Raw genomic sequence first — 16790 nt, 5'->3', positions numbered from 1 at the left:
TGCCGCATCCACTTCCCGTTCACCTGTCGCCGGTCCGCAGAGCCGTGAGGCGAGTCCGGCCGAGATCCGCGCGGTGACGGGGCGGCCGGCGGGAGTGCCGACCGATATCCACGCCCGGCGGATTCGCCGTCCGGCACAGCGGCCCGGCACCGCGGCGTACCGCCTCGACCTGGACGGGTTGCGTGGCGTCGCCATCGCCCTGGTGGTGGTGTTCCACGTCTGGTTCGGACGGGTGTCCGGCGGTGTGGACGTCTTCCTCGTGCTCTCCGGATACTTCTTCATCGGGCTGCTGTTGCGCCGGGCCGAATCCGGCCCGGTGGGGATCGCGGCCACGCTGCGCCGCACGGCGCGCCGGTTGCTGCCCGCGCTGGTCACCGTGCTGGCGGCGGTCGTGGTCGCCGCCGTCGTGCTGCGCCCGTACACCCAGTGGCCGGATCTGGCGTCGCAGGTGCTGGCGTCGCTGTTCTACTACGAGAACTGGCACTTGGCGCTGTCGTGGTCGAACTACACGGCCGCCGACCCCTCGGTCAGCCCGCTGCAGCATCTGTGGTCGATGTCGGTGCAGGGGCAGTTCTACCTGGCCGCGGTGCTGCTCGTCGCCGGTCTGGCGTGGTTGTGCTCGACCGTGGCCGATCCGGCGATGCTGCGGCGGGTGTCGCTGCCGGTCTTCGCGGTGCTCGGGTTCCTGTCGTTCGTCTACGCCGCGCACGGCAGCACCGGCAGTCCGGGCTGGAACTACTACGACACCTTCGCGCGGACCTGGGAACTGCTGGCCGGTGCCGTGCTGGCGCTGGTGGTGCCCTACCTCGCGCCGCCGCGGTGGATGCGATTCGCCTTGGCGGCCTTCGGGATCACGGCGGTCGTCGCGTGCGGCTGGATCCTCGACGGCGCCGCGTCCTTCCCGGGACCGGCCGCGCTGCTGCCGGTGGGCGCGGCGGCGGCACTGATCGTCGCGGGCAATACCGCCGACCCGCGGGGGCTTCCGCTGCCCAATCGCCTGCTCACCTGGCGTCCGATGCTGCGCCTCGGCGACATCGCCTACGCCCTGTACCTGTGGCACTGGCCCATCCTCATCTTCTATCTCACCGAACGCGGAAGGCCCGCGGCCGATTTCGGCGACGGGCTCGTCGTGATCGGGCTGTCACTGGCGGCGGCGTGGGCGACGCATCGGTTCGTCGAGCAGCCGCTGCGCACCGGGAAGACCCTGGTATCGGACGCCTATCGCCGCCGGGCGGGCGTCGCGGTCTCGGTCACCGGTTCGGCCGTCGCGACGCTGGCGGCGGTGTGGATCGTGGTCGTCGGCTCCCATCCGCCCCGCCCGGTCGGCATTCTCGACCCCGACACGTATCCGGGCGCGGAGCTGCTCGCCGCCGGCGCGGGCGCCCCCGAGGCCCCGATGCGGCCGTCGATCAACGACGCTCCCGGCGACGCCGCCTATCCGGCGCGCGACGGATGCATCGCCGACTTCGACACCCGCGAGGTGGTCACCTGCACCTACGGCAGCCCCGCGGCGCGCCGCACCCTGGCCGTGGTGGGCAGTTCGCATGCCGAGCACTGGATTCCGGCGCTGCAGGATCTGGCCGAGCAGTACATGTTCCGCATCGTCGTGTATCTCAAGATGGGCTGCCCGCTGACCGTCGCCGAGGAACCGAGCTACAAGGGCGAGCGCATCCCCGACTGCCGCGACTGGTCCCGCGACGTGATCGACCGGCTGGGCAGCGAACGCCCGGACTGGGTCTTCACGACCGGCACCCGCCCGCGCGACACCACCGGCGACGAGACCCCCGCCGACTATGTGGACGTATGGACGGAGCTGGCCGATCGCGGCCTCAATGTGGTCGCGGTCCGGGACACACCGTGGCTGCGCCACAACGGGATTCGCTACCGCGCCATCGACTGCCTGGCCCAGGGCGGCGACCGGCTCAGCTGCGGTATGCCGCGCGCCGAGGCGCTCGACCCCGTCAACCCGGCCGCGGTCTCGGCCGCCGCCTACCCCAACGTCTTCCCCATCGACCTCACCGACGCCGTCTGCGAACCCCAGATCTGCCCGGTCGAGGTCGGCAACATCCTGCTCTACCACGACGAACACCACCTGACCGCCACCTACTCCCGCTCCCTGGCCCCCGAACTCGGCAGGCAGCTGCAGCCCATCCTCGGGTGGTGGTGAGCGGTTACCGCCGATCGCCGTGTATACGGGTCTGCGCCACCAAGGCTCGGTGGTCGGTGTCTGCCGGGCTGTCGGGGCGTAACGCTGGGGCCTGGGGGACGACGGATCAGGTGAGGATTGATCACGACCGATCGGAGGCGCACGTATGCGGAAGCCTATTCGACCCCTGCTCATCGTGTCCGGCGTGGTGCTGGCCGGTGCCGCCCTTGCCGCGCCCGGCGGGGCCGAGCCCGTGGTGGCGGCGCAGGTCACGCTGAGTGTGGCGCGCGGTGAGGCGGGTGCCCCGGCCGAGCGGGAGGTGACGCTGAGCTGTGAGCCGCGGGGTGGGACGCATCCGAATGTCGATGCCGCGTGTGATGCGCTGGCGGCGGTCGACGGCGACTTCGATGCGCTGCCGCAGGACCCGCATCGGATGTGCACCAAGATCTGGGATCCCGTCACGATCACCGCGACCGGGACCTGGAACGGCCGCGCCGTCGACTACACGCACACCTTCGGAAACAACTGCGAGCGCGAGGGTGCCGGGGTCGTGCTCCAGTTCTAGCGATTCACCCCGCCTCGGCCGCCCGCCGGTCCAGCACGCCGGTGATGAAGTTCGCGATCTCATCAAGGGCCGCACGGCTTTCCGGTAACAGATGGCCGAGGACGGGGAAGGCGTGCACCTGCCCCTGCCAGATCTGCAAGGTGTACGGCACACCGGTGCCGTCGAGGCGATCGGCCAGCAGTTCGGCGTCGGCGCGCAGCACCTCGTCCTCGGCGCAGATCAGCAGCACGGGCGGCAGCGTGGCGACCGCGCCGTTCACCGGTGACCGGCGCGGATCCACCCCACCCGAGTCGTCACCGGCGATCACCGCCGCGACCTCGGCGAAGCGGCGGGCCGGGAGGAAGACGTCGGACTCGGCGTTCGCGTGCGCGAGTTTCGCCGCGGGATCCAGGTTCAGCAGCGGCGCCAGCCCGACCACCCCGGCGGGACGGTCGAGACCACGCCGCGCCGCCTCCAGCGCCAGCTGGAAGGTCAGATAGCCACCGGCCGAATCACCCACGAACACAGTCGATCCCGTGCCGATGCCCGCATCGTGCAACCAGCGTACGGCCGCCGCCGCGTCGTCCATCGACGCGTCCAACCGGCCGACCGGGTGCTGCCGGTAGCCGACCGACAGCACCGGCAGCCCGGTGCGCAGCGCCAGCCGCTCGACGATCCTGCGATGCGTGGCCAGGCCGCAGAACACGAACGCGCCACCGTGGAAGTACACGATCGCCCCGTCCCGCGTCACCCCGTCGCGCGGCCGCACCAGCTCGGCACACCAGTCACCGCCGTCCACCCGTTCGTGCACCGTGCCGCGCAACCGCGGCACCGGCCGGTGCACCAGATCGACCAGCGCCATACACGGCGCCAGCACGCCCCGCAGCGGCCACCGGGCCAGCGTCGGGCGCACGAAGATCCGGCACAGTCCACGGATCAGGGCCGCGCGCCAACCCTGACCACCCGTCCGGTACTCCCGCATACTCACCCCTGAAATGCCGGTAACCCTGGATGTCTCCTCGAACATACTGAGACAGCGCGACCTCGGAGCCGCCGCTGTGGTGGTTCACAACGGCGGCCGCCTCAGGAGTCCGGCCAGGCCAGGTCCACGAACTCCGCCGACTGCCCCGGGCGCAGCCGCAGGATCGGCACCGGTTTGTTCACCGGATTGCCGCGCTCGTCGAACGAGATCGTCCCGCTGGCGCCGCGCACATACACCTCGCCGTGCATCCGGTTCAGCACCTGCAGGATCTCGGGTGCCGTGACCGGGCTTCCCGGTGGCAGGTTGCCCGGGCGTCCTTCGGAGGTCGCCATCTTGCGGGCCCCCCAGACCGCCGTCGCCACCGCATCGTAGGAGATGACCGCGAATCCGTCGTCGAGCGGTTCGCCCGGGAACAGGTCCCGATAGCACAGCTCACACCGCCGGTCGGAGGTCCGGCGGGTGAAATGATCCACCGACTGTCCGTTGAACGATTCCGGATGCCGCTGCCACGCCTCCGGATGCGCCAGACCCGTATAGATCACCGACACATTGTTCTCCAGCGCCACCTGCACGGCCTCGCTCGGCGTCCCGTACATCGCCAGATCGTCCCCGGTGACGACCGTGATCGGGTCGCGCGGACAGGGCCGCTCCGCCAGGGCGGTGATCAGCGTGGCGATATGCCGCGAGCGCCCCGCGAAATACACCACCTCCGGTCTGGCCTGGCAGACGTTCGGCATCATCTGATGCAGGGTGCTCTCGACTCCGTCGGCATCGGAGATGTAGGGCTCGGGGCGCCCCACCAGCCGATGGTCGTCGTCGACGAAACTGCGCCGGAACTCGTCGGCCAGCGTGCGCGGGTAGAGATCGTTCGGATTGCTGTCGTGCACCAGCAATGCCGTGTGCGCCCGCTGCTTCAGATAGGTGGCCGCCGCCCGTGCCTGCGCCGCGCTGGTGGGCGAGACGCGCGCGAAACCGCGGATCTCGGACAGATTGTCCGCGGTGAGCGTCGAACCGATCACCGGCATCTGCCTGCCCGAGAAGGCGCGCATCGCCTCCTCCGCGGTGCCGAAGCTGAGCCCGATCCCGGTGACCGCCACGATGTGCTCGCTGTCGCGGCGGCGCTGCACCTCGTCCACGACGGTCTGCCAATGCTCGAGACCGCTGCCCGGATTGGCAAGCAGCAGACGGATTCTCGGCGACCTGCCGAACCACATGTCGTCGCGGTTGGCCTCCCGCTGCGCCAGATGCGCACCCTGCAGCTGGTGGCGCACCCATTCGACGGTAACGACGTCGGGGTCGTGCAGGGTCATCGGCAGCATCACCACCACCGACACGTACGGCTCGGCCCCGATGGCATCGTTCTCCGCGCGGATCAGCCGCTCCACCGGCGCCAGGTCGTCATCGAAAACATAGGCGCCATCGGTGATTCCGACACATTCCCCCTGCTCGCCGGTGTGCCACACGCCCGCACCGCAGCGGTCGGCCCGCTCGGCGAGCACCGGCACCAGGATCAGCGCCACCGCCAGGACGACCACCACCGCGACCACGCCCGCGCCCACCCAGATCCAGCGGCGCCACCTCGGCTGCGGCGGGATGATCGGCTCGTCGTCTCGCAGGCTCATCGGTACCTCTCCCCGCGTTCGTACAGCAGCATGGCCCCGCGGCCGCGGCCGATGGCCAGGTGCCGGAACTGGTTCTCGATCGTCGTGTCCAGCTTTCGCTGCGGATCCCCGAGCGGATCGTGCGCGATCCACAGCGCCGCGATCAGCCAGCCCAGCGATTCGCCGAGTTCGTCGCGGTCGCGCCCGACCAGTTCGGCCACCAGGTCGCCCGGGGCGAGCTCCCGGCCGAGGGCGTTCGGGGCGGAGGTGATGAGATCCAGGTCCGTCAGCCAGGATTCGGCGGCGGGCACGTCGAATTCGATATCGTGCGAGTCCAGCGGCGCCCGCAGGTAGGCGATCACCGCATCGAGGTTCCCCAGCGCCAGATCGTGATAGCGCGCCGCACCGGGGCGCCCGCTGTGCTCGTAGATGTCGCGGCACATCGCATGGGTGCGTTTCCAGTTCAGCGGATCCGACGCGTCCCGCGCCGCCAGCGCGTGCAGCAGCAACCGGCGCAGCCAGGGATCGATCTCGAAATCCGGTTCGGCACCGCCGCGTTCGCGGACCCACAGGTTGTTGCGCAGATGCTCGAGCAGCTCCTCACCGTGTGGCGCAGGGGAATCGAGCACCTCCGGGTGATACAGCAGGTCCACATTGCGCGCCGCGGACGCCGTGACCAGATCGCGCTGCGCGCCGGAGTCGAAGTCCTGCAGCAGTTCTCGCAGTATGGCCGCGCCCAGTGTGCACGGGCCCGCGGCCCCGTCCTCGCCCTCGGGCAGGCTCCGGCGCGTGGGCAGGTCGAGCGCCCCGCGCAGATCCGTGGTCTCGGCCCCCGGCACCACACCGGCGGTCGCGGTCAGAACGTCGACCACGCCACCGGGATGCCCGGCGGTGAGGTGCTGAACGAACTCGGTCACCCGCGAGCGCGGATGGTGGCCGAATTCGGCTGCCACGGAGACGACATCGGCCGCGGCGAGCCTGCTGATATCGAGCAGGTACCAGGGATTCCAGGGCAGTTCCCCGGGCTCGGCACGGCGCCAGTCGTCATCGATATCCGCCGAGCGGCGCGGGGTGGGCAGGGTGTGCCCGCCGGTCCGGTAGGTCGGCGGCAGCGGCACCTCACCGCGCCCGAGGTGGTGCCCGCCGGGATGATGCCAGCCCTCGTCCCAGTAGGGAATCCAGGTACGGCTGGTGGCGAAGACCACCATCGGATCGCCGTCGTCGTCGCCCCGCTGCCGCGCCCGCTGCAGATCGAACAGGAACCGCCGACCGCTGTCGGTGTGCACATTGTCCAGCAGCACAACGCAATTCATCGTCCGGCGCATCCGGTTGACGCCGCTGTAGGCGCGCTGCAGATCGGTGAGGAAGGCCTCGTAGAAGATGGCGTCGGCCTCGGCGCGCTCGTCCTCCCCGTCGCCGTCGTCGGCCCATCCGGCGATGTCGATCAGCACGTCCTCGGCGTTTCCCTGCGCGCTGGACAGCTTCTGGATCCGGCGCAGCATGCGCCAGCGTTCGACCCGGCCCAGCCCGCTCAGCAGCAGGTCGGTCACCGGCGCCGCCCATCCGGGCAGCTGCTGGCCGCTGGCGACCTCGCCCGCGAACTCCACCAGCCGCATGACGTCTTCGCGATTCTGCTCGACCGGCTGGTTGTCCTGCAGCACGCCCCGCAGCTCGGCCAGGGCCTGACGGCGGTCCCCGGCGTTGATGTGCACGGAGCTGCCCACCACCATCAGGCACAGCCACAGGCGCGGAAAGGCCAGCCGCCCGAACTGTTTGACGTCCTTGCTCAGTCCGAAGGCCAGCTTGCCCAGCACCTCGCGCGGCGGCAGGTGATCGCGCCCGTCGATATCGAGGTACCGGTGGAAGTCGAGATAGGCGTGCGGCACCATCGCGGCGCGGCGCTCGACCGTCCGCAGCAGTGCCGTCTTGCCGCTGCCCCGCGGCCCCAGCGCGACCACTATGGGAAGCTTGCGCGATCGCCCGTCGGGCCGGTCGAGCATGTGTTCGAGCAGCCACCCGGTCACCGAACGCAGCCCGGCCAGCGGCGGTTGGTTGCTAGGCATATCCCCCTCGCGTCTCACCACCTGTTTGGTTCCCCATTTGCCGAGCGCGCGAAACGCCTTGTCCCGCCGAGCGAACGGGCCATGGGTACACGGGCGACCGACCGACCACGGTAGCGAGCCCGCCCCGGACCGGTCCCGCGGCAGCGTGCGAGGCGGCCCGGATCAGGCCGATCTGCCGCCGGTCCGATCCGACGACGAGTCGCGCACGACGTGCAGCGGCAGGCGCAGCGCGGCGGGTGCGCCCGCCGGGACGACGGCGTGCCGCGGCACGACCGCCCGCAGCCGCCGGTAGCCCTCCCCCTGCTCCGGCCGGACGTCCGCCTCGCCCTGGTTCGGCCACAGCGAGGCCGCCCGCTCGGCCTGCGCCGCGATGGTCAGCGACGGATTCACCCCGAGATTGGCCGAGATCGCGGACCCGTCCACCACACTCAGCGTCGGATACCCCCAGACCCGGTGGTACGGGTCGATGACGCCGCGCTCGGCATCGGCGCCGACGACGCAGCCGCCGATGAAATGCGCCGTCATCGGCACGCCGAAGATGTCCGGCCAGGTGCTGCCGGGGGTGGCGCCGAGCTTGTCGGAGACCCGCCGGGTCACCTCGTGCCCGGCCGGGATCCACGCCGGATTCGGTTCGCCGTAGCCCTGTTTGCTGGTGAACCGCCGCCCGAAGAGTCCGCGCCGGGTGTAGGTGGTGATCGAATTGTCCAGGCTCTGCATGACCAGCAGGATCAACGTCCGCTCGCTCCACCGGTGCGTGCGCAGCAGCCGCACCGTCCGCGCCGGATGGGCCAGTGCCGTCGCCAATACCCGCGCCCAGCGCGGGGTCCGGTGGCCGCCGTCCACGAGATAGGTCTGCAACAGCGCCATCGCATTCGAGCCCTTGCCGTAGCGGACCGGTTCGATGTGGGTGTCGCCGGTGGGATGGAACGACGAGGTGATCGCCACCCCCGCGGTGAGATCCAGCTCCGGGTCGACCTCGACGCGGCCGGAGCCGAGAATGGCCTCGGAATTGGTGCGGGTCAGCACGCCCAGGCGCGCCGAAAGATCCGGCAGCACACCGGTATCGCGCATCCGGAACAGCAGCTGCTGGGTGCCCCACGTCCCCGCGGCCAGCACCACGTACCGGGCCGAGACGGTGCCGCGGCGCCGCCGCACCCAGGGGCCCGTCCTGCGCGTGTCGACCAGCCAGCTGCCGTCGGGCTGCGGCCGGATCGCGGTCACGGTGGTCATCGGATGCACCCGGGCACCGGCCCGCTCGGCGAGCCCGAGATAGTTCTTGACCAAAGTGTTCTTCGCGCCGTGGCGGCAGCCGGACATGCATTCGCCGCATTCGATGCAGCCGGTGCGGTCCGGGCCGACGCCGCCGAAATACGGGTCCGGCACGGTCTTTCCGGGCTCGCCGAAATATACGCCGACGGGCGTGGGGACGAAGGTGTCGCCGACGCCCATATCCTCGGCCACCGAGCGCATGATCTCGTCGGCGGGCGTCGGGTGCGGGTTCTCGACCACGCCGAGCATCGCCCGCGCCTGCTCGTAGTGCGGGCTCAGTTCGGCGTCCCAGTCGGTGATATCGGCCCACTGCCGGTCGCCGAAGAACGCCGGGCCCGGCTTGTACAGCGTGTTGGCGTAGTTCAGCGAACCGCCGCCGACGCCCGCCCCGGCGAGAATGAAGCAGTCCCGCAGCCGGTGAATGCGCTGAATTCCGTAGCAGCCCAGCCGCGGCGCCCACAGATAGCGGCGCAGATCCCAGTTGGTCTCGGCGAAATCCGCGTCGTCGAAACGGCGCCCCGCCTCCATGACGGCGACGCTGTATCCCTTTTCCGCCAGCCGCAGCGCCGTGACGCTGCCCCCGAATCCGGACCCGACGATCAGCACGTCGGCATCGAACCGCCGCTCTGCGGTCATGACCACCTCCTGCCGCCGACGCTAACAGCACCCGCGCCGGCTGTTCCGCATTCTGTGGTACCTACCAGTGGTCATACCCCCGATATCGGAGAATTCACAGTGCGGGATCGGGGGAACGCGGATCGACAATGCGCGCAATGTAACTCGCGCGCAGATACCATTGGTCCGCGGGTGCGTCGGGCCGCAGTCCGGTCAGGGTCGCGATGCGGTCGAGCCGGCGGCGGAGGGCGCCCACCGAAATGCCGAGCCGGCGGGCCGCGGATTCGCGTTTGCACTGGGCGGCGAAATAGGCCTCGACGGTGTCCAGCAATTCCGGCTCGTCGCGGAGCGGGTCGAGCAGCGCGCGCAATTGCCGATTTCCCGGGCCCGGCTGGACGAGCTGATATTCGCAGGCGAGCTCCCGGAACCGGTGCAGCCCGGTGCCGCGGCCCAGGCGCAGCGCCAGATCCAGCAGTTCGTGCGCACGTTCGGCGGCGCGCGGAACGTCGTCGCGGGCGGCCGACACGACCGCCGCCGTCATCGGTGCCGCGGCGGCGCGGCCGATCCGGTCGATCAGGTCGTCGAGCGCGGCGTCGGCCTCGTCGCCCGCCGCCCGCACCGGAATCAGCAGCGTGCCGCCGTCGACGCTCAGCATCGACAGCACCCGCGCGCCGCCCTCGCACGCCAGCTCCGCCTGCACGCGGCGCAGTTTGCGGCGCGCGACCACGCCCGCGTCGAGCCGGGGATCGTGCTCGTCCGGATGCGGGCCCAACGCGACGGCCACGACCAGGTACGTGGCGGCGAGCTCGATTCCGTTGCGGCGCACCATGACCGAATCGGCGCGGCCCGCCAGCAGCGCCGAGACCAGGGTGTGGGATTCGACCCGGTCGGCCCGGGTCATGGCCCGCACCTCACCGGTGTAGCCGCGCGCGATCGCGGTCGACAGCGTGCGGAGCGATTCGATCAGCACCAGCCCCGCGGCGGGCAAACCGGCCACGGTCCGGCGGCCCGCGGCGACGACCGGCTCGACCACGGCCTCGGCGCCCGCGTGCACCGCGTGCTGCAGCATCGCGATCGGCAGTTGCCGCTCGGCCCAGCGGGCCGCGATGCCCGCCATCCGGGCCGCCGCGCGCTCGGGGACCGGCGCGCCCGTCCGGGCCGCCGCCACCACGCTCTCCATGCAGCAGGCGACCACCGCGAGCAGATCGCTGCGCACGGCCGGGTCCTTGCCGGGATGGTCCGTGAGCGGGCCGAGATCGAGACCGTCGACGATTTTCCGGGACAGCGCTTGATAATTCACCGCGGCCGGTGCGATATCGATCCGCGCAATTCCGCCGTCGGTAATGCCGTTCGCCACCGTCACGCCACGCCCCCCGATTGGTAATGTTCACCATGCCGGAACGAATTATGTTGTGACACTTCCCTGATCGGGTGGGCGGCCATGCTATTCCCCGTTCGACGATGCGAGGGCACACTGGTGCGCGGCGATATTCACCGCTGCGACACTCTATCCCGAAGTCCCACACCGAGGACTGGCGAAAGTGCACAACGCTACGAAGCACGGTTGTGCAGTATCGCCCTCCTTCGTCGGGCATAAGCAGGGGAGCTGGCTCGGGCATAAGTAGGGGAGCCTGGCCCGGGCATAAGTAGGGGAGCCTGGCTCGGGCATAAGTAGGAGAGCAGCCTGGCTCGGACATAAGCAAGGGAGCCTGGCTCAGGCATAAGCAAGAGAGACTGGCTCAGGCATAAGCAAGAGAGCCTGGCTCAGGCATCTGGCCAGCGAGACTGGCGCAGGCAAAGTAGGAGAGACTGGCTCAGACATCTAGCCAGCGAGATGGCTCAGGCAAAAGTAGGCGATACTGGCTCGGGCATCCAGCCAGCGAGACTGGCACAAGGTCAACGGAGCTGGCCCGGGGCATCGTCAGCAGGACTGGTTCGCGGCACAGTGGACGAGACCGGCTCGCGGCACAGTCACCAGGACCGGCTCGCGGCACAGTCACCAGGACTGGCTCGCGGCACGGCCAACCAGACCGGCTCCGGCACAGCCAACCAGACCGGCTCCCGGCACAGTCGACGAGAGCGGCTCGCGGCACGGTCGTCGGGACGGGCTCGGGGTATGGCAGCGAGGCTGGCTCGGGGCATGGTCGGTGAGGCTCGATTCGGCGTCGGGGCGGTGGGTCAGTCGTTGCTTGTGACGCCGACTACGCGGATTATTTCCAGTGCCAGGGCTACCTGTAGGGGGCGTTGGTCCAGGGGGCGCGGGAGTAGGCCGCGGGCGCGGTCGAGCCGGTGCACGATCGTGTTGCGGTGGGTGAACATCGAGCGCGCGGTCCGGGTGGTGTTGGAGCCCTCGTGCAGGTAGATCCGCAGCGTCTCGCGCAGGTCGGCATCCGCGGAGACGAGGTTCCCGAGGGTGCGCGTGACGAACTCCCGCGCCCGCTCCTCGTCGCCGTCGGTGGCCAGCGCGACGACCTCCACCTCGTCGTAGGTGGCCAGCCGCTCCCCCGACGGTAATCGGCGCATCAGCCGTTGCGCCGCAACGGCATCCAGGTGGGCCCGCCGGAAACCGGACATCCCGTCACCCACCGACCCGATCGCCATCCGCACCCCCGTCGTCTCGGCCAGCGCCCGCCGCACCTCGGCCAGCGGCGGCAGCTGCTCGATCGGCAGCCACACCCACAGCGTGGACGGGCTGGGCACGATCGTCAGCGGCTGCATCGATCCCGCGGCCCGCACCAGCGCGTTCACCGCGAGCTCGAGCGGCTCCGGATCGGTGGGATACGAGTCGTTCCAGGCCACGGCCGCCAGGTGCCGACGGTCGAGCTCGTAGCGCAGCCGCGCACCGGCCCGGCCCGCGCTGATCGGCGCGCCGCCGAGCAGCAGGTTGAGCGTCTCCATCCGCTCGGTGTGGTCGACGTCGGCCAGGTTGCGGCGCTCGCGCTGGATCAGCTCGAAGACACCGGCCAGCGTGTCGTCGATGAACGCGAACACCGAACCCATGATGACGTCGAGCAATTCGCGCACCTCGTAGGGATCCGGGCTCAGCAGGAACGCCAGCTGCGCCCACTTGCGGACCGCCGCGTTCTGCCCGGCATGGAAATTGGTGACCAGCATTTCGTCGAACCCGTGCCGCACCACGTCGCGGGCGATGTTCACGTTCTCCGCCGACAGGTTCGGCGCCACCGGCACACCGGGTGCGGCGAGGTTGGCCGTGCACCAGTGCGTCAGGTTCGCGCGCACGCAGGCCCGCACGGCCTCGGCCAGCCGCGGTTCGGCGGCGATGGCCGGGCTCGCGGCGGCCAGCGACGCATCGTCCATCGCCTCGTACATCAGCTCCGGATGGTCGAGCACCATCTCCACGCCGGCGCGGATCAGCTCGGCGATCCGCTCGGACGGCGGCTCCCAGTACCGCGAGGTGAATCCGAAGGACTCGCCGCCCATCCTGCTCCTTCCGTCGCCGTCGGTCGGCCAGGCTACGACACAACCGCGGTGCCGGAAATGTCCAGAAGCGTGAGCGGTGAACCTGCACAACGGATTTGGCGGACCGGCGGTGACCTCTCGGAACGGCCGGGCGGCGTCCGGCCGGTGCGACCTGCGGCCGATCGCCGTCCGACCCGAGGATGACCCGAGAATGACCCGGACGCCGACCGCCGGGCGATGTGGGCACGGGCGGCGCCGGGCGAAGATCGAAAGGAATCGCCCCCCGGACGAACGGACACACCGAATGAGCAAGGGAACCTATGTGGGCCTGCAGGTCGCCGGAATGATCCTCATGGTCTTCTTCGCCCAGGCCGCGCTGCGCCAGCTGTTCGATCACGAGAAGTCGCAGCTGTGGGGCATGTTCGACTGGCTTCCCGGCGGCTGGTCGGTGCGGTTCATCGCCATGCTCCTGCTGACCGCGGTCGGGGTCCTGCTGGCGGGCTGGGCCGACGACAAGGCCAAGCGGCACGAGTGACTCGCCGGAAAACACTCGCGCGGCGGTCGGCGACGCCGGTTCACTGGGGGCATGATCCCACTCGACACCCGGCCGCTGTTTCCACGGGAACGACAGGCGCTGCTCGACCTGCTCGGATCGCTCACCCCCGCGGAGTGGGCGAGGCCGACGGTCTGCCCGGGCTGGGCGGTGCGAGACGTGACCGCGCACATCCTCAACGACTATCTGCGCCGGATCTCCGGCGCGCGCGACGGCCACGGCGGCGCCGTCTTCGCCGACGACGAGACACTGCCGGGCTACCTCGCCCGGACCAACGACGAATTCGTCCGGGCCATGCGGCAGTGCAGCCCGCGCACCATGGTCGACCTGGTGGGCCACCTCGGCCCGCAGCTCGACGCGGTCTGGGCCGCGACGGATCTCGCGTCCCCCGCGCCGTTGAACGTGTCGTGGGCGGGCCCCGGCCCCAGCCCGGCGTGGCTCGACATCGCCCGCGACTACACCGAGTACTGGGTGCACCAGCAGCAGATCCGCGACGCGGTATCCCGGCCCGGCGCCGACGACGTGTCGCTGCTGCGGCCGGTCCTCGCGACGTTCCTGCACGCACTGCCCGTCGCGCTCCATGATCGGGCTCGCCCGGCCGGGACCTCGGTGCTGTTCGAGATCACCGGCCCGGCCGGTGGCCGGTGGGCGGCGGTGAGCAACGGCAGCTCCTGGGAACTCACGGCGACACCCGCCGACGACCCTGCCGCCTCGGTACGCATGGATCCCGAGACGGTCTGGCGGCTGGCCAGCCGAGGCATCGGCGTCGACGAGGCGCGACAGCGCGCCGACCTGCACGGCGAGCAGGAACTGACCAGCGCCGCAACAACATTGCTGGCCGTGGTCGCCTGAACTTTTCTTTGACTGACTGTTCAGTTAATTGATAATATGCCGTCATGGCCCGCACCCGAGACCCCGAGCGCGTCGGCGAACGCCGCCGCACGATCACCCGCGCGGCCACCGCGCTGTTCGCCGAGCACGGGTACGAGCGGACCACCGCGGCGCAGATCGCCGGGGCCGCGGGCCTCAGCCCGGGCAGCGTTTTCTATTACTTCCCGGACAAGGCCGCCGTGTTCCGGTCGATCTTCGAGCAGTCGATTCCCGAACACTCCGAGCTGATCGCCCGGCATCTCGACCGCACCGACTGCCTCGCGGCGATCCTGGACATCGTCGACGGCCTCGCCGCCGAGGCCACCGATCCCGCCGCGCCCGGGTTGCTGGTCGAGCTGCTGCGCCGCCTGGGCCACGACGAGGAGCTGGCGACGGTGGTCGGCGCCGACGCGACCCAGAGCGCGCAGGCGCTGACCGACCTGCTCGAGCGCGGTATCGCGGCGGGACAGATCGATCCCGGACTGCCCCCGAAGGACACGGCCCGCTGGATCCTGTCGATCATCGACGCCGCGTTCCTGAATATCGACCCCGAGAACCCGCACGATCCGCGCGCCCTCGTGCACACCACGGTGGCGCGCCTGCTTCGTCCCCCGGTCGAGGAGGAATCGTGACCGACACATCCCCGGCAACGGTCCTGAAGTTCCCCGCCTTCTGGCTCTGGGTGTTCACGATCGGCGGCCTGGCACTGGGTTGCGGCGTCGGCTTCGCGCTGCCCGCCGTGGGTCAATGGCTGCTCGACACCGTGGAGTCGGCGCCCGGGCCGGTTCGGGTGGCGATGAAGTTGCCGCCCGCCCTGCTGGTGCCGATCGCGGCGATCCTCGGAATCGTCGGCGGCGCGGTGCTGTTCGAGATCGCCCGCAAGGAATGCCCCACCCTGACCATCGCCGACGATCATCTCGAGCTGTCCCGCGACGGCCGCGCCCGGTACATCGAGCGGGGCCGGGTCGAGGCCGTCTTCCGCGAGGGCGCCGACCTGGTCCTCACCGACCGCCGCGGCCTGCGGCTGGCCCGCTGCAAGGCGAGCGACCTGCCCGCCGCCGCGCTCGCCCGCGCCTTCCGCGACCACGGTTACCCCTGGCAGGACCGCGACGACCCGCTCGCCAGCGACTACATCACCTGGGTCGACGGCAGACCCGAGACCGGCGCGACGGTCGATGCGCTGCTGCGCAATCGCCGCCGCGCGCTGGACGACGACAAGCCCGGCACGGTCGAGGAGGTCGAGGAGCAGCTGACCGCCCTCGGCGTAGATGTGCGAGATCGCAAGGGCCGACAGGAGATTCGGCTCGTTCCGGTGTCGTGAGCCGGTCGATCACGCCCGGCGCGGCGACAACTCGACGATGGGGATGCGGCGGTCGGTCTGCTGCTGGTAGCGCGTGTAGCGGCCCTTGTTGACGCGATCGACGATGCCCCAGCGCCGGGCGTAGTCGGGGTCGCCGGGCAGCGTGGGACGCGCCGTGACCGGGTACCGGTGGCGGCCGACCTGCACCTCGCAGTCCGGGTGTGCCCGCAGATTCGCCAGCCACGCAGGCGGTTTCGCGGCACCGCCGTTCGACGCCACCACCAGGTACGCCTCCCCGTCGCGCCCGTAGGTGAGCGCCGTGGTCCGCGGGAGCCCGGTGCGCCGCCCGGTGGTGCGCAGCAGCAGCGTGGGGTTGCCGAACAACAGCCGATGGCCGATCACCCCGTGACTGCGTTCGTAGACCCACTGATGTGCGCGCAGAACATTCCCGAAGAGGTTGGACATGCCCATAATGTAGCCAACGACTACATTGTGGTCAATGCCTACACCGGTCCGGCGGTTCGATATCCTGCAGCCACCATGAACTCCGCCGCCCCGCGCTATCACCACGGCGACCTGCGCGCCGCCGTGCTCCGCCGCGCCGAGGCCACCCTGCGCGAATCGGGTGTCGACGGCCTGTCGCTGCGGCAGCTCGCACGCGATCTGGGTGTCAGCCATGCCGCGCCGAGCCGGCACTTCCGCGACAGGCAGGCCCTCCTGGACGCCCTCGCCCTGGCCGGATTCGAGCGCCTGGCAACGGCTTTCGCGGAGGCGGCGACGGCAGGCCCGTTCCCCGAGCGGATGCACGCGGTGGCCCGCGCGTATCTGCGGTTCGCCGTGGACAATCCGGCGCTGCTGGCGCTCATGTTCGCCCGCAAGCACAGCCCCACGGCCAGTTCCGCGATGGCCGAGGCGGTCGGCCGGGCCTTCGCGGTGCCGATCGCGCTGATCACCGAGGCGCAGGCGCGCGGGGAGGTCGTGCCGGGCGACCCCGTGCGGATCGGCCTGTCGTGCACGGCGTCGCTGCAGGGGCTCGCCGCCTTCGTCGGTACCGGGTTCGTCGGAACGGATACGGCGGACGAATTGTTGTCGGAGATGATCACTCATCTCATGAACGGCCTGCGGCCCCGCACGTGACGCCCGGCCGCACCCGAAGAGGAGGAACGTCGCAGTGACGTCGACCAGAATCCACGAGTTCGATCTCGCGACCGGGCTGACCGCACTGGGCGACGGCCGGGTAACCCGCCCGGCCCCCGCCCCCAACGCGCACCTGGGCGGGCCCGTCGGGGGGCGGCCGACGGCGAGCGGGTCGTGGTGAAACGGATGCCGATCGCGCTGCGTGACGCGGCGGCGCTGGCCGAGGAGCACGCGTTCATGGCGCACCTGCGGTCGCGTGGCATCCCGATTCCCGCCGTGCGGTCCCGCAC

At 70.6% G+C, this 16790-nt stretch carries 16 protein-coding genes; 9 read left to right on the top strand and 7 right to left on the bottom strand.

Annotated elements, in window-relative coordinates:
- Positions 1-73: 73 nt before the first annotated feature.
- A complete protein-coding gene (locus QH290_RS29195; RefSeq protein WP_425303662.1) occupies positions 74-2167 on the top strand; it encodes an acyltransferase family protein in 2094 nt (697 codons plus the stop codon).
- A gap of 145 nt (positions 2168-2312) precedes the next feature.
- Positions 2313-2711: a subtilase-type protease inhibitor gene (locus QH290_RS29190; RefSeq protein WP_280386381.1), complete on the top strand. Its 399-nt coding sequence runs from the start codon at positions 2313-2315 to the stop codon at positions 2709-2711.
- Positions 2712-2715: 4 nt separating this feature from the next.
- Here QH290_RS29190 and QH290_RS29185 read toward each other — a convergent pair whose 3' ends face one another.
- The 6 genes from QH290_RS29185 to QH290_RS29160 all read right to left on the bottom strand — a co-directional run bounded on the left by QH290_RS29185 (position 2716) and on the right by QH290_RS29160 (position 12661).
- Positions 2716-3672, bottom strand: coding sequence for an alpha/beta hydrolase (locus tag QH290_RS29185; RefSeq protein ID WP_280267167.1), 957 nt, complete (start codon positions 3670-3672; stop codon positions 2716-2718).
- Between the two features lie 101 nt (positions 3673-3773).
- The gene (locus tag QH290_RS29180) at positions 3774-5294 is read right to left on the bottom strand and encodes an ABC transporter substrate-binding protein (protein WP_280386379.1); all 1521 of its coding nucleotides are present in this window, start codon (positions 5292-5294) and stop codon (positions 3774-3776) included.
- Positions 5291-7336, bottom strand: coding sequence for a hypothetical protein (locus tag QH290_RS29175; protein WP_280386377.1), 2046 nt, complete (start codon positions 7334-7336; stop codon positions 5291-5293). The genes QH290_RS29180 and QH290_RS29175 overlap by 4 nt, the downstream gene beginning before the upstream one ends.
- Positions 7337-7498: 162 nt before the next feature.
- Positions 7499-9241, bottom strand: coding sequence for a GMC family oxidoreductase (locus QH290_RS29170; protein WP_280386376.1), 1743 nt, complete (start codon positions 9239-9241; stop codon positions 7499-7501).
- A gap of 94 nt (positions 9242-9335) precedes the next feature.
- The gene (locus tag QH290_RS29165) at positions 9336-10583 is read right to left on the bottom strand and encodes a PucR family transcriptional regulator (protein ID WP_280267099.1); all 1248 of its coding nucleotides are present in this window, start codon (positions 10581-10583) and stop codon (positions 9336-9338) included.
- An 815-nt stretch (positions 10584-11398) separates the two neighbouring features.
- A complete protein-coding gene (locus QH290_RS29160) occupies positions 11399-12661 on the bottom strand; it encodes a PucR family transcriptional regulator (RefSeq protein WP_280386374.1) in 1263 nt (420 codons plus the stop codon).
- 283 nt (positions 12662-12944) lie between these two features.
- Here QH290_RS29160 and QH290_RS29155 point away from each other — a divergent pair, with 283 nt between their 5' ends.
- From QH290_RS29155 to QH290_RS29140, 4 genes are read left to right on the top strand one after another with little or no spacing between them, the layout of a single operon-like run.
- Positions 12945-13175, top strand: coding sequence for a hypothetical protein (locus tag QH290_RS29155; protein WP_280262563.1), 231 nt, complete (start codon positions 12945-12947; stop codon positions 13173-13175).
- Positions 13176-13226: 51 nt separating this feature from the next.
- On the top strand, positions 13227-14045 hold the full coding sequence (locus tag QH290_RS29150) for a maleylpyruvate isomerase family mycothiol-dependent enzyme (protein ID WP_280262565.1): 819 nt from the start codon (positions 13227-13229) through the stop codon (positions 14043-14045).
- 44 nt (positions 14046-14089) lie between these two features.
- On the top strand, positions 14090-14695 hold the full coding sequence (locus QH290_RS29145) for a TetR/AcrR family transcriptional regulator (protein ID WP_280262567.1): 606 nt from the start codon (positions 14090-14092) through the stop codon (positions 14693-14695).
- Complete coding sequence (locus QH290_RS29140) at positions 14692-15384, top strand: YqeB family protein (protein WP_280262569.1); 693 nt, start codon at positions 14692-14694, stop codon at positions 15382-15384. The genes QH290_RS29145 and QH290_RS29140 overlap by 4 nt, the downstream gene beginning before the upstream one ends.
- A 9-nt stretch (positions 15385-15393) precedes the next feature.
- Here the strand turns inward: QH290_RS29140 and QH290_RS29135 are convergent, their stop codons facing one another.
- Positions 15394-15828: a nitroreductase family deazaflavin-dependent oxidoreductase gene (locus tag QH290_RS29135; RefSeq protein WP_280262571.1), complete on the bottom strand. Its 435-nt coding sequence runs from the start codon at positions 15826-15828 to the stop codon at positions 15394-15396.
- A 75-nt stretch (positions 15829-15903) separates the two neighbouring features.
- Between QH290_RS29135 and QH290_RS29130 the strand changes: the two genes are divergently transcribed.
- From QH290_RS29130 to QH290_RS38250, 3 genes are all read left to right on the top strand, one after another.
- Positions 15904-16500 carry a TetR/AcrR family transcriptional regulator gene (locus QH290_RS29130; protein ID WP_280262574.1) on the top strand — a complete coding sequence of 199 codons (597 nt, stop codon included), beginning with the start codon at positions 15904-15906 and terminating at the stop codon, positions 16498-16500.
- Positions 16501-16534: 34 nt separating this feature from the next.
- Positions 16535-16681: a hypothetical protein gene (locus QH290_RS29125; protein ID WP_280386372.1), complete on the top strand. Its 147-nt coding sequence runs from the start codon at positions 16535-16537 to the stop codon at positions 16679-16681.
- A gap of 5 nt (positions 16682-16686) precedes the next feature.
- The coding region (locus QH290_RS38250) for a hypothetical protein (RefSeq protein ID WP_425303664.1) at positions 16687-16790 on the top strand (104 nt) is incomplete at its 3' end.

Origin of the sequence: Nocardia wallacei, from assembly GCF_029869545.1 — a bacterium.
Classification (GTDB): Bacteria; Actinomycetota; Actinomycetes; order Mycobacteriales; family Mycobacteriaceae; genus Nocardia; species Nocardia wallacei_A.
This window is presented reverse-complemented; position numbering and strand designations above follow the sequence as displayed.